Origin of the sequence: Actinotalea sp. JY-7885, from assembly GCF_014525465.1 — a bacterium.
Classification (GTDB): Bacteria; Actinomycetota; Actinomycetes; order Actinomycetales; family Cellulomonadaceae; genus Actinotalea.
In genome coordinates, this window is record NZ_JACEXH010000097.1 from 1 (window position 1) to 12,701 (window position 12,701).

14 protein-coding genes are annotated in these 12,701 nt (G+C 74.2%); 8 read left to right on the top strand and 6 right to left on the bottom strand.

Annotated elements, in window-relative coordinates:
- Positions 1–715: hypothetical protein (locus IDM29_RS10260; RefSeq protein ID WP_188037488.1), on the top strand; the 715-nt coding region annotated here is incomplete at its 5' end.
- Here the strand turns inward: IDM29_RS10260 and IDM29_RS10265 are convergent.
- From IDM29_RS10265 to IDM29_RS10275, 3 genes are read right to left on the bottom strand one after another with little or no spacing between them, the layout of a single operon-like run.
- Positions 712–1,239 (bottom strand): hypothetical protein, encoded by a 528-nt coding sequence (locus IDM29_RS10265; RefSeq protein ID WP_182112014.1) that lies wholly within the window; start codon positions 1,237–1,239, stop codon positions 712–714. The two genes, IDM29_RS10260 and IDM29_RS10265, sit on opposite strands and share 4 nt — an antisense overlap.
- The gene (locus IDM29_RS10270; RefSeq protein WP_182112013.1) at positions 1,236–1,982 is read right to left on the bottom strand and encodes a hypothetical protein; all 747 of its coding nucleotides are present in this window, start codon (positions 1,980–1,982) and stop codon (positions 1,236–1,238) included. Before IDM29_RS10270 ends, IDM29_RS10265 begins: the two co-directional genes overlap by 4 nt.
- Position 1,983: 1 nt before the next feature.
- Positions 1,984–2,892 carry a hypothetical protein gene (locus IDM29_RS10275; RefSeq protein WP_182112012.1) on the bottom strand — a complete coding sequence of 303 codons (909 nt, stop codon included), beginning with the start codon at positions 2,890–2,892 and terminating at the stop codon, positions 1,984–1,986.
- Between the two features lie 313 nt (positions 2,893–3,205).
- Between IDM29_RS10275 and rplM the strand changes: the two genes are divergently transcribed.
- From rplM to IDM29_RS10300, 5 genes are all read left to right on the top strand, one after another.
- On the top strand, positions 3,206–3,655 hold the full coding sequence (rplM, locus tag IDM29_RS10280) for a 50S ribosomal protein L13 (protein ID WP_182112011.1): 450 nt from the start codon (positions 3,206–3,208) through the stop codon (positions 3,653–3,655).
- Between the two features lie 40 nt (positions 3,656–3,695).
- Positions 3,696–4,178, top strand: coding sequence for a 30S ribosomal protein S9 (gene rpsI / locus IDM29_RS10285; protein WP_182112010.1), 483 nt, complete (start codon positions 3,696–3,698; stop codon positions 4,176–4,178).
- Between the two features lie 127 nt (positions 4,179–4,305).
- Positions 4,306–5,661 (top strand): phosphoglucosamine mutase, encoded by a 1,356-nt coding sequence (glmM, locus tag IDM29_RS10290; protein WP_182112009.1) that lies wholly within the window; start codon positions 4,306–4,308, stop codon positions 5,659–5,661.
- Positions 5,658–6,314, top strand: coding sequence for a peptide deformylase (locus IDM29_RS10295; RefSeq protein WP_255491635.1), 657 nt, complete (start codon positions 5,658–5,660; stop codon positions 6,312–6,314). The genes glmM and IDM29_RS10295 overlap by 4 nt, the downstream gene beginning before the upstream one ends.
- 274 nt (positions 6,315–6,588) lie before the next feature.
- Positions 6,589–7,281, top strand: coding sequence for a DedA family protein (locus tag IDM29_RS10300; protein ID WP_255491634.1), 693 nt, complete (start codon positions 6,589–6,591; stop codon positions 7,279–7,281).
- A gap of 52 nt (positions 7,282–7,333) precedes the next feature.
- Here IDM29_RS10300 and coaA read toward each other — a convergent pair whose 3' ends face one another.
- Positions 7,334–8,287, bottom strand: a complete 954-nt coding sequence (coaA, locus tag IDM29_RS10305; protein ID WP_255491633.1) for a type I pantothenate kinase — start codon at positions 8,285–8,287, stop codon at positions 7,334–7,336.
- Positions 8,288–8,411: 124 nt separating this feature from the next.
- On the opposite strand from coaA, the gene glmS reads away from it, so the two are divergent.
- Positions 8,412–10,271: a glutamine--fructose-6-phosphate transaminase (isomerizing) gene (gene glmS, locus IDM29_RS10310; protein WP_182112007.1), complete on the top strand. Its 1,860-nt coding sequence runs from the start codon at positions 8,412–8,414 to the stop codon at positions 10,269–10,271.
- Positions 10,272–10,293: 22 nt separating this feature from the next.
- Positions 10,294–10,647 (top strand): holo-ACP synthase, encoded by a 354-nt coding sequence (locus IDM29_RS10315; protein WP_182112006.1) that lies wholly within the window; start codon positions 10,294–10,296, stop codon positions 10,645–10,647.
- A 61-nt stretch (positions 10,648–10,708) separates the two neighbouring features.
- Here the strand turns inward: IDM29_RS10315 and IDM29_RS10320 are convergent, their stop codons facing one another.
- Complete coding sequence (locus IDM29_RS10320; protein ID WP_182112005.1) at positions 10,709–11,701, bottom strand: LLM class F420-dependent oxidoreductase; 993 nt, start codon at positions 11,699–11,701, stop codon at positions 10,709–10,711.
- A 68-nt stretch (positions 11,702–11,769) separates the two neighbouring features.
- A partial coding sequence (locus IDM29_RS10325; protein WP_304518674.1) for a vitamin B12 dependent-methionine synthase activation domain-containing protein occupies positions 11,770–12,701 on the bottom strand: 932 nt, incomplete at its 5' end.

Genomic DNA, 12,701 nt, shown 5'->3' on the forward strand with positions numbered 1-12,701 from the left:
GCCGGTGGGCTCGTCGCTCGGGCCGCCGTGGCCGCGCGACGGGGGCGTGCGGCTCGGCCCCGGCGTCACGCTCGGCCAGATGCTCGTGACCGGCCACGTCGACGCCGGGGTCCCGCAGCGGCCGCTCGGGCGCGGCTGGGCGTCCGTCCCGCGGGTGCTGGCCCACGCGCAGGACGAGGGGCCGGTCGTCGGTGCCGCGCGCGTCCTGGTGGGCGTGCTCGTGCTGTGGACCGGGACGTTCGCCGGGTTCGGCCGGCTCCCCGCGGAGCGGGTCGCGTGGCCGTGGGAGCCCGGGCCGGTGACAGCGACCGTCGTCGACGTGACGGCGGACCTGCGCGGGCGGGACGCGCTGCTCGGGCGCCTCGGTCTCGACGTCGCCTCGACCTACGAGGCGACCGTCCGCACGGCCGACGGCGACGAGGTGCGCCTGCCGGCCGGCACGCACCCGCTGGCGGTCGGCGACACGGTGCGCGTGGTGGTGCAGGAGCCGGTCGCGCGCTCGCTGACGCGCAGCTCGACCGCCGACGTGCTCGTCATGGGAACGCTGTTCGCGCTCGCGGCCCTCGGCCTGCAGCGGGTCGTCGGCGGGCTGTCGACGATCGACGACGGGCGCCGCGTGCGCCAGCTCGACTGGGACCAGCGCGTGGCGACCGGGCGGCCGCGCCGGCGCCGCAGGCCCCGCACGTTCCTCGGCCCGCGCGAGGAGCGGTCCTAGGCGAGCGGGCCCCGGCCGAACGGGTCCGCGCCGCCGTCCTCGACGGCGCGCTCACGCAGGCGCGCGAGGGTCCGGGCGATCTCGTCCGCGGCGGCCTGCGCGTCGGCCGCCGCGGAGACGACCTCGTCGGCGCCGGCCGGGCGCTCCCGCCGGGGGTCGACGGCGTCGTCCTGCGCGAGCGCCGTGACGATCTCCTCGCGGATCTCCACCATGCGGTCCATCGCGTGGTCGAGCACGCGCTGCGCGGCGGGGTGCTCGTCGGCCCCCGCGAGGATGGCGGCCAGGGACGTCTGCCCCAGGTCGATGCGCTGCTGCAGCGTGCGCCAGTCGGGGCCGAGCTCACCGGCGCGCGCCGCCTTCGCCCGCTCCTCCTCCTGGCGCGCGGTCTGCGCGGCGAACGCCTGGCGCTCCTGCTCCTGCTGCGCCGCGACCGCACGCACCGAGGCGGTGGCGGCGCGCAGGTCCGCCAGCAGCGCGGTGACGTCGGGGTTGCCCGGGACGCCGCCCGGCGTGCGGGTGCTCACCGGACCCCGAAGGCGGTCGAGGTGGCGCGGTCGCCGGCGGCCACGGCCTGGGTGTCCACGACCGCCGTGGTGGCGCGCGCGAGGATCATGATCGCGTAGGCCACCTTCTGCAGCGCGAGCAGCACCTCGCGGAAGCGCTCGACGAACTCGAGGACCTTCTGCAGGAGGCGGTAGCCGCGCTCCAGCTTCCGGAGCAGCATGGCGCCCGACACGGCGCCGTCGATGGCCCCGGCGACCCAGCCGACGACGGGGATCGAGGCCTCGATCATCAGGCGCGTGAGGTAGTCCCCGATGAACCCGAGGATCCCGGCGATCGCCTCGGCCGTGGCCTTGCACAGGTCGAGCAGCGCCTCGGTGACCTCCCGCATGGCGGTGCAGCCGTCGGCGTACTGCGCGTACCCCTCGGCGATCGAGCCGACGCGCTCGATGAAGGCGTCGGCCGCGATGCCGTCCCACTGCGGCGCGACCGAGGTGGTGAGCGCGGCGTAGTTCGCGGCCACGGAGAGGCTCGCCTGGGCGGAGTGGCCCCATGCCTGAGCGCCCTTCTCGAGCCCGACCCAGTCGCCGGAGAGCGGCTCGACGAGGGCCGCGATCGCCGACGTGCCCGTGAGCTGCTCGACCAGCCAGTCCAGACCGCCGAGGAGGGGGCCCGCCTTCCACCGCAGCGAGTCGGCGAAGTCCTGCGCCGGCCCGGACGGCGCGACGAGCGCGGTCCGCGGATCGTGCACCTCGGTGATCGTCATCTCACTCCGCCCACGCGGCGTTCGCCGTGTTGTCCCGGCCCGTGGCGACCGACGTCACGACGTCGCGCCCGTCGGCCTGCTGGTCGAGCCGCTCGATCGCGTTCCACGCCCCGCGCGCGGACGTCACCGTGCCGTAGACGTCGAGGCCGGCCTGCGTCGTGCGCGTCGTCATGCGGTCCTGCGACCAGGGGGAGTGGTGGGTCAGCGAGCCGGCTCCCGTGGCCTGCGTGCCGCGGTCGTAGCCCTCCGCGAAGCGGCGCATCTGCGCCTGCTCGTAGCGGTCGCGAGCGCTGCTCGTCGACCCGAACGGGGTCTGCTCGTCCCGCCGGTCCCAGTACCGGTCCGTGAGGTGGCTCATGCCCTGGTCGGCCGGGTAGCGCAGGGAGATCGGCCCGAACGGGTTGGACGGCGGCGCGTCGATGCGCTTGACCCCGGTCGTGGTGGCGGTGCGGGCCCCGTCGACACCGGGGCGCAGCGCCTCGGGTGTCATGCGCGACCACGGGGCCACCGAGTCGTCCTGCGCGCCCGGCTCCGCCGCCGGGCCGCCGGGAGGCCCGAGGTCGGGTGACCCCGGGTCGCTGAAGGGCGGGACGCTGACGCCCAGCTCCTGCGCGAGGGCCTGCAGGCGCGTCCAGGCGGCGCGGTCGGCGGCGACGTAGTCGCGTCGCGTCGCGGCGGCCTGCTCGGCCACGTTCTCGCAGATGCGCACGCCCTGCTCGAAACCCTCGAGCGCGACGCGGCGACCCTCGTCGTACTGGCCGCGCAGGCAGAGCATCACGGCACCACCCACGCCGGAGAGCGTCGTGTGGGCGTCCAGGTGGTCGCGGATCGCCCGCAGGTGCCCCGCCTGGCGCTCCGCCAGCTGGCGGACGAGGTCGAGCGCGCCGACCTCCACGCTGAGCTCGGACATTCGTCTCCCCCCTCCCGCCGGTGACGCGCCGGCGCCGTCACGCTAGTGGAACCGGCCGCGCGCGGGCACCCGACGAGGTCGCCCGTCCGAGCGATCCGGGGGGCTGCCGGACGCGGTTTTGCCCACGCGGCCGGCGCCGGGTACTCTGGGACGTCGTTATGCGTCCCCTTGTGGAGCGCCCGCGCGCGGTCAGCCCTCAGAGGTCCTGACCGCCGGGCCTGCCGCGGAGGCGCAGGCGACCACCATCGGAGCCCCGGCCTGACGCCGGAGCGCGATGCACCTCATTCAGCTACAGGAAACGAAGGCTACGACCGTGCGCACGTACACCCCGAAGCCCGGCGACGTCGAGCGGACCTGGCACGTCATCGACGCGAGCGACGTCGTCCTCGGCCGGCTCGCCACCCACGTCGCCACCCTGCTCCGCGGGAAGCACAAGGCCACGTTCGCCCCGCACGTCGACGGCGGTGACTTCGTCATCGTCATCAACGCGGCCAAGGTCGCCCTGACCGGCAACAAGCGCGAGCAGAAGCTCGCCTACCGCCACTCCGGCTACCCGGGCGGTCTGCGTGCCACGCCGATCGGCGAGCTGCTGGAGAAGAAGCCCGAGCGCGTCGTCGAGAAGGCCGTCCGCGGCATGCTCCCCAAGACGTCGCTCTCGCGTGCCCAGATGAGCAAGCTCAAGGTCTACGCCGGCCCCGAGCACCCGCACTCGGCGCAGCAGCCGAAGCCCTTCGAGATCACCCAGGTCACGCAGCAGGCCTGAGCCGCTGCCGACGCCCACCCCGAACTGAGGACAATCACTCGTGGCCGACACCACCGTGGACATCGCTGAGGACGAGACGCCCAGCAGCTACACCTCCGAGACCGCCGCCCCCACCGGCCGTGGCCAGAGCCTGACGGCTCCGGGCCAGGCCCTCGGCCGCCGCAAGGAGGCCGTCGCCCGCGTCCGCCTCGTCCCCGGCACCGGCCAGTGGAAGATCAACGGCCGGACGCTCGAGGACTACTTCCCGAACAAGGTGCACCAGCAGCTGGTCAACAGCCCGCTCAAGCTGGTCGACGTCGAGGGTCGCTTCGACGTGGTCGCGCGCATCGTCGGTGGCGGCGTGAGCGGTCAGGCCGGCGCCCTGCGCCTCGGCGTGGCCCGTGCCCTCAACGAGATCGACGCGGAGCACAACCGCGCGGCGCTCAAGAAGGCCGGCTTCCTCACGCGTGACGCGCGTGTGGTCGAGCGCAAGAAGGCCGGGCTCAAGAAGGCCCGCAAGGCGCCCCAGTACTCCAAGCGCTGACAGACCGTTCCACCGACGGCCCCGATGGTCTCCATCGGGGCCGTCGGTCGTGACGGGGCCGTCTCGTGCGCCGCATGCGCCCGGACGGCGGTGGCGTGTGCAACAGTCGGTGCGACGAGGAGGTCTGATGGGTCGGTTGTTCGGTACCGACGGGGTGCGTGGGCTCGCGAACCGCGACGTGACGGCGGAGCTCGCGCTCGACGTCGCGGTCGCCGCGGCGCACGTGCTCGCGTCCCAGGGGGCGTTCGAGGGGCACCGGCCCCGGGCCGTGATCGGGCGTGACCCGCGCGCGTCGGGGGAGTTCCTGTCGGCCGCGGTCGCCGCGGGCCTGGCCAGCGCGGGCGTCGACGTCCTCAACGTCGGCGTGCTGCCGACGCCGGCCGTCGCCTTCCTCACGGGCGCGCTCCACGTGGACCTCGGGGTGATGCTGTCCGCCTCGCACAACCCCATGCCTGACAACGGGATCAAGTTCTTCGCGCGCGGCGGCCAGAAGCTGCCCGACGACGTCGAGGACGCGATCGAGCGGCGCATCGGCGAGGCCTGGGAACGCCCGGTCGGCGCCGCCGTCGGGCGGATCGCCATGGACGGCGCGTCCGGCGAGCGCTACATCGACCACCTGATCTCCACGCTGCCCGGCGGTGCCACCGCGCTCGAGGGCATGCGGATCGCCGTCGACTGCGCCAACGGCGCGGCGAGCGAGGTCGGGCCCGCGGCCCTGCGCGCGGCCGGGGCCGACGTCGTCGTCATCAACGCCTCGCCCGACGGGCGCAACATCAACGAGAAGTGCGGGTCGACGCACCCCGAGCAGCTGCAGGCCGCCGTGGTCGCTGCAGGCGCGCACCTCGGGGTGGCCTTCGACGGCGACGCCGACCGCTGCCTGGCCGTCGACCACCGCGGCGAGCTGGTCGACGGCGACCAGATCATGGGCATCCTGGCCGTCGCGCTCCGCGAGCGCGACGAGCTCGTCGACGACACCCTCGTCATCACGGTCATGAGCAACCTGGGCCTGCAGCTCGCGATGACCGCGGCGGGGATCCGCACCGTCCAGACCGCCGTGGGCGACCGCTACGTCCTCGAGGCGATGCGCACGGGCGGCTTCAGCCTCGGTGGCGAGCAGTCCGGGCACCTGATCATGGCCGAGCACGCCACGACGGGCGATGGCACGCTCACGGCGCTCCACCTGGCGGCCCGGGTGGCCGCCAGCGGTCGCTCGCTCGCCGAGCTCGCCCAGACGGTCCCGCGGCTGCCGCAGATCCTGCTCAACGTGGCGGGCGTGGACCGCGGCCGGGCGGCGTCGGACGACGGCCTGCTCGCGGCCGTCAGCGCCGCCGAGGCGGAGCTGGGCGAGACGGGCCGCGTGCTCCTTCGCCCCTCGGGCACGGAGCCGGTGGTCCGCGTCATGGTCGAGGCGGCCGACCAGGAGCAGGCCGACCGGGTCGCGCACCGGCTCGCCGACGTGGTCCGGGAGCGGCTGGCGCTGTGACGGCCGCGGTCGACGCCCCGCTGGGGGCCGCGGACCTGCGTGCGCAGGTCGAGCGCCTGCTCGAGGGGGGCCTGCCCCTGCCGATCGTCCAGGCGGGCGACCCGGTGCTGCGCCGCCCGGCGACGCGCTACGACGGGCAGCTCCCGGACGACGTCCTCGCGGCGCTCCTGACGGCGATGCGGGCGACGATGCACGCGGCCCCCGGCGTCGGGCTGGCGGCGCCGCAGGTCGGTCTCGGCGTCGCGATCGCCGTCGTCGAGGACGGGTGGGCGGCGGACCCGGACAGCGCCCGCGTGCGCGAGCGGACCCCGGTGCCGTTCCGCGTCCTGGTGAACCCCGCGTACGAGCCGGTCGGCACCGAGCAGGTGACGTTCTACGAGGGCTGCCTCAGCGTCCAGGGCTGGCAGGCGGCGACGCCGCGGTGGCGCTCGGTGCGGCTCACGGGGGCCGACGAGCGCGGGCTGCCGCTCGACGAGGTGCTGCACGGGTGGCCGGCCCGCATCGTGCAGCACGAGACGGACCACCTGGCGGGGCGCCTGTACGTCGACGTGGCCCAGATGCGCTCGCTCGTGTCGCCCGCGCAGGCGGCGCGGTGGGCCGGTGACCTCACACCCGAGCGCGCCGCCGCCGAGCTCGGGTTCCCGCTCACCTGACCGCGTCCCGTCCGGGGGCGGAGGGGTCGCACGGGGCGCCGCGGGCTCATCCGTGAGGACGACGTCGAGAGCGGCGAGACCTTGCGATGCTGGTCGAGCACACCGGTGGCCGGATCGGGGAACCCTGAGCGGGAATAGGGGGTTATCCCGATGTCGGCCCGTCGCTCCCGCCCTCTACCGTGGGTCCAGGGAGCAGACGGCTTCGCGACGACGTGGACCGAGCCGATCACCCGAGCCGCCCGGGTGGGCGCACCGAGACCCAGGAGCTGATGACGTGCTGGAAGGACTGGCCGACTGGGTCGTCGCGCTGTCGAGCACGCCGTGGGTCTTCGTGGCGCTCTACGCCTTCGCCACCATCGACGGGTTCTTCCCCCCGGTGCCGAGCGAGTCGGTCATCATCGCGCTGGCCGCGACCGCGATGGCCGAGGGCGTCCCGAACCTCTGGATCCTGGGGGCCGTCGCCGCGGCGGGCGCCTTCACGGGGGACCAGATCGCGTACTCGCTGGGCCGCCGGCTGCCCGTGGGCGACCTGCGGATGATGCGTGGCAAACGCCAGCAGCGGGCCCTGCGTTGGGCGGACCGCGCGCTGGCGGACCGCGGCGCCGCCTTCATCATCGCCGCCCGGTACGTGCCCGTGGGTCGGGTCGCGGTGAACATGACGGCGGGTGCGGTGGGCTTCTCCCGCGTCCGCTTCACCGTGCTCGCGGCCATCGCGGCCGTGAGCTGGGCCGCGTACTCGGTGCTGCTCGGCGTCGGCGCCGGCGCCTGGCTGGGGGACAACACGATCCTGGCCGTGGCGGTCGGCGTGGCCGGCGGGCTCGCGCTCGGGTTCGCGCTCGATCCCGTGATCGCCTGGTTCATCCGGCGTCGCCTGGGGCGATCTGAGCGCGCCGCCCGGTCCCTCGCCGACCGACCGGGCGGCTCCGGAGCGCCCGTCAGGGCCGCCGCGGTGAGGCCCGAGGCCTGAGCTGTCGCCGGCGCGGGCCCTGAGCCCACCGGTACGACGGCGCCGGCCCGCCTCAGAGCTTGCGCAGCCGCACCCGCTCCACGGCGTGGTCGGCGCCCTTGCGCAGCACGAGCGTCGCGCGACCGCGGGTCGGCAGGATGTTCTGCTCGAGGTTCGGGGCGTTGATCGAGTCCCAGATCTGCTCGGCGCGCGCCACGGCCTGCTCGTCGGTGAGCGACGCGAAGCGGTGGAAGAACGACTCCGGGTCCGCGAAGGCCGTCGCGCGCAGGCTGAGGAAGCGGTCCACGTACCAGCGGCGCACGTCGGCCGTGCGCGCGTCGACGTAGATGGAGAAGTCGAAGAAGTCGCTCACGGCGATGCTCGTGCCGCCGGCGGCGACCGCGCGCGCCGGCTGCAGGACGTTCAGTCCCTCGACGATGAGGACGTCGGGACGGCGCACGACGACGTGCTCGCCCGGGACGATGTCGTAGGACAGGTGGGAGTAGACGGGGGCGCGCACCTCGGGCCGGCCGGCCTTGACGGCGGCGACGAAGCGGAGCAGCGCCCGGCGGTCGTACGACTCGGGGAAGCCCTTGCGCTCCATGAGACCGCGGCGCTCGAGCTCGTGGTTCGGGTAGAGGAAGCCGTCGGTCGTCACGAGCTCGACGCGGGGAGTCTCGGGCCACCGTGCCATGAGCTCGCGCAGGACGCGCGCGGTCGTCGACTTCCCGACGGCGACCGAGCCCGCGACGCCGATGACGTAGGGCGTGCGGCCGGGCGCCTCGCGCAGGAAGGTCGTGGAGGCCTCGTGGAGGGCCGTCGTCGCGTTGACGTACAGCGCGAGCAGCCGGGACAGCGGGCGGTAGACCGCGTCGACCTCGGCCAGGTCGATGGGGTCGCCGAGCCCGCGCAGCCGCGTGACGTCCCCGTCGGTGAGCGGCAGGGGGGTCGAGGCCGAGAGGCGGCTCCAGGCCGCCCGGTCGAGCTCCACGTACGGCGTGGACGGGGCGGCGGCGGCATCGGGCACCCGCGCATTCTGCCGCTCCTCGAGGGGCCCCGCAGAATCCGGCGCGAGGGGCGCGGTGCAGGGCGGTGAACGGGTCGCCATGCGCGTGCCCGCCCCGGGCGACTCACCGCCTACACTCGGCGCCATGTGCGGAATCGTGGGATACGTCGGTGCCCAGCAGCCGGACGAGCGCCCGCTCGAGGTGGTCATGGGCGGCCTGGCCCGCCTGGAGTACCGGGGGTACGACTCCGCCGGCGTGGCGCTCGTGACGCCGGCAGGCCTTGCGCTCGCGAAGAAGGCGGGCAAGCTCACCAACCTCGTCCAGGAGCTCGAGGCGCAGCCGCTGCCGCCGGCCACCGCCGCGATCGGCCACACGCGCTGGGCCACGCACGGGGCGCCGAACGACGTCAACGCACACCCGCACGTCTCGGCGGACGGGCGGATCGCCGTCATCCACAACGGCATCGTCGAGAACTTCTCCGCCCTGCGCAGCGAGCTCGAGTCGACCGGCGTGCGCATGACGAGCGAGACGGACACCGAGGTCGTGGCGCACCTGCTGGGCCGCGCGTACGAGGAGAAGCAGGACCTCGGCGAGGCCATGCGCTCCGTCGCCCGCCGCCTGCACGGCACGTTCACGCTGCTCGCCGTCCACGCGGACACGCCCGACGTCGTCGTCGGCACGCGCCACGACTCCCCGCTCGTCGTCGGGCTGGGGGAGGGCGAGAACTTCCTCGGGTCCGACGTGGCCGCGTTCATCGCCTACACGCGCGAGGCCATGGAGCTCGGGCAGGACGAGGTCGTGACCATCACGCCCGACACGGTGAGCGTCGTCGACTTCGACGGGATGCCCGTCGAGCCGCGCCGCTTCAGGGTCGACTGGGACGCCGCCGCCGCCGAGAAGGGCGGCTTCGCGTCCTTCATGGACAAGGAGATCCACGACCAGCCGCACGCGATCGCCGACACCCTGCTGGGGCGCACGGACGACGCGGGCCGCCTCGTGCTCGACGAGCTCCGCGTCGACGAGGCCGTGCTGCGCCAGATCGACAAGATCGTGGTCATCGCGTGCGGGACGGCGGCCTACGCGGGCCAGGTCGCCAAGTACGCGATCGAGCACTGGTGCCGCATCCCGGTCGAGGTCGAGCTCGCGCACGAGTTCCGCTACCGCGACCCGGTGGTGAACTCCAAGACGCTCGTGGTGGCCGTCTCCCAGTCCGGCGAGACCATGGACACCCTCATGGCGGTGCGTCACGCGCGCGAGCAGGGCGCCACGGTCGTGGCTGTCGTCAACACCCACGGCTCGACCATCCCGCGCGAGTCCGACGCCGTCCTGTACACGCACGCCGGCCCCGAGGTCGCCGTCGCGTCCACGAAGGCGTTCCTCGCGCAGATCACGGCCGCGTACCTGCTGGGGCTCTACCTCGCCCAGCTGCGGGGCACGAAGTTCCCGGACGAGATCGGCGAGATCCTCGAGGACCTGCGCGCGATCCCCGACAAGGTGCAGACCGTGATCGACGGTGCGGACCACGTGCGCGAGACAGCCCGTTCCATGGCCGAGGCCAGGTCGGTCCTCTTCCTGGGCCGCCACGTCGGCTACCCGGTGGCCATGGAGGGTGCGCTGAAGCTCAAGGAGCTCGCGTACATCCACGCGGAGGGCTTCGCGGCCGGCGAGCTGAAGCACGGCCCCATCGCCCTGATCGAGGAGGGCCAGCCCGTCTTCATCATCGTGCCGTCGCCGCGGGGCCGGGACTCGCTGCACAGCAAGGTGATCTCGAACATCCAGGAGATCCGGGCGCGGGGCGCCCGGACGCTGGTGATCGCGGAGGAGGGCGACACCGACGTGCTGCCCTTCGCCGACGAGGTCTTCTACGTCCCGCGGACTCCCGTGCTGCTGGCGCCGCTGGTCTCCGTCGTGCCACTGCAGATCTTCGCGTGCGAGCTGGCCACGGCGAAGGGCCTCGACGTCGACCAGCCGCGCAACCTCGCCAAGTCCGTCACCGTCGAGTGACGGCTCCCGCCGGGGCCCGCGCGTGATCGTCGGCGTCGGGATCGACGTCGTGGACGTCGCCCGGTTCGTGGCGACGTTGGAGCGCGCCCCGGGCCTGCGTGCCAAGCTCTTCACGCCCGACGAGCGCGACCTTCCCGCCGCGTCGCTGGCGGCGCGGTTCGCCGCCAAGGAGGCCATCGCCAAGGCCCTCGGCGCGCCGGGGACCATGAGCTGGCAGGACGCGACCGTCCGTCGCGTCGTCGGCGGCCCGCCGGAGGTCGAGATCGTGGGCACCGTCGCGGCGCGAGCCGCCGAGCTCGGCGTCGACCGGTTCCACCTGTCGCTCTCGCACGACGCCGGCATCGCGTCCGCCATGGCGGTCGCAGAGCGCGACTGACACAGCGCGACTGACGCGCGTGCCGCCGCGGGTCGTCCCGCGGCGGCACGGCGGCGTCGGCTCAGTCGGCGAGCGCGGGGACCACCTGCGACTCGAAGAGCTCGATGCTCGAGCGGTCGTACGCGGCGTCGACGAAGTACGTGATCGCGTACGTCATGCCCAGGCCCTGCAGCTCGCGCAGCGTGGCGACGATCTGCTCGGGGGTGCCCACGAGGGGACCGGTCCGGAACTGGCGGTCGACCTCGGCCGCCTTCTCGGGGCTCAGCACGCCGCGGTAGTGCTCGGCGATCCAGTCGAGCTTCGCGTCCACGTCGGCCTGCGTGGCGCCGATGACGACGTTGTAGTTGGCCGAGCGCGTGATCGCACCGAAGTCCGTGCCGACCTCGCGGCAGTGCTGCTCGAGGATCGCGGACTTGTGCGCGAAGCCCTCCAGCGAGCCGTCGAAGTTCGTGTACTGCGCGTACCGCGCGGCGATGCGGAGCGTCTTCTTCTCGCCGCCGCCGGCGATCCAGAACGGGATCCCGCCGTCCTGCAGCGGCTGGGGCTGCACCCGCGCGCCGCTGACCTGGTAGTGCTTGCCGTCCAGGGTCGCCTCGCCGGTCTCCCACGCCTGCTTCATGATCTGCACGCCCTCGTCGAGCATCGCGATCCGCTCGCCGGCGCGCGGGAACCCGTAGCCGTAGGCCCGCCACTCGTGCTCGTACCAGCCGGCGCCGATGCCCATCTCGACGCGACCGCCGGAGACGACGTCGATCGTCGCCGCGACCTTCGCCAGGTAGGCGGGGTTGCGGTACGCCATGCACGTGCACATCTGGCCGAGGCGCACGCGCGACGACGCGGCGGCGAACGCCGCCATGAGGGTCCAGGCCTCGTGCGTGGCCTCGAGCGTCGGCTCGGGCGTCGTGTGGAAGTGGTCGTACACCCACACCGACTCCCATGCCGTGCCGGCGTCGGCGTGCTGGACGAGGTCCCGCATCACCGCCCACTGGTCGGTCGGTGCGATGCCGACGAGGTCGAGCCGCCAGCCCTGGGGGATGAAGAGTCCGAAGCGCATGACGTCACGCTAGTCGAAACGATGCGGTCGCACGCGCCGGCGCCGGTCCCGAAGGCGTACCCGAGGCGTCAGTACCCGAGGTTCGGGGCCAGCCAGCGCTCGGCCTCCTCGACGCTCCAGCCCTTGCGCGCGGCGTAGTCCTCGACCTGGTCCCGGCCGATCTTGCCGACGGCGAAGTACGTCGCCTCCGGGTGGGCGAGGTAGACCCCGGACACGGCCGACGGCGGCGTCATCGCGTAGGACGACGTCAGCGCGAGCCCGACCTGCGCCGCGTCGAGCAGGTCGAACAGCGTCTGCTTCTCCGTGTGGTCGGGCTGGGCGGGGTAACCGGGGGCGGGCCGGATGCCGGCGTAGCGCTCGCGGATCAGCTCGGCGACGGGCAGCCGCTCGTCGGGCGCGTAGCCCCAGTAGCGCGTGCGGACCTCGCGGTGCAGCCACTCGGCGAAGGCCTCGGCCAGGCGGTCGGCGAGCGCCTTGACCAGGATCGCCGTGTAGTCGTCGCCGTCGCGCTCGTAGCCGGCGGCGAGCTCCTCGGCGCCGTGGATCGCCACCGCGAAGGCGCCGATGTGGTCGCCCGCGGGCGCGACGAAGTCCGCGAGGGCCGTCAGGTCGCCCGCGCGCTCGCGCTGCTGGCGCAGCGTGTGCAGCACGGCGAGCGGCGCGCCCGCGTCAGCCCCCGCGGCGTGCACCTCGATGTCGTCGCCCACCCGCCGGGCGGGCCAGAGGCCGACGACGCCCTCCGCGCGCACCAGGTCCTCGCGCACCATCGCGTCGAGCAGCGCCCGGGCGTCGGCGAACAGCTCGCGGGCCTGCTCGCCCTGGCGCGGGTCGTCCAGGATCCGGGGGTAGGTGCCGCGCAGCTCCCAGCTCGTGAACAGGGGCGTCCAGTCGATCACCTCGACCAGCTCGGCGAGCGCGGGGCGTACGACGTGGCGGCCCGGTTCGCGCGGCGGCGGGGGCGTCGGCGGCGCGACCCGCGTCGCGCGGCGGCGCGCCTCCG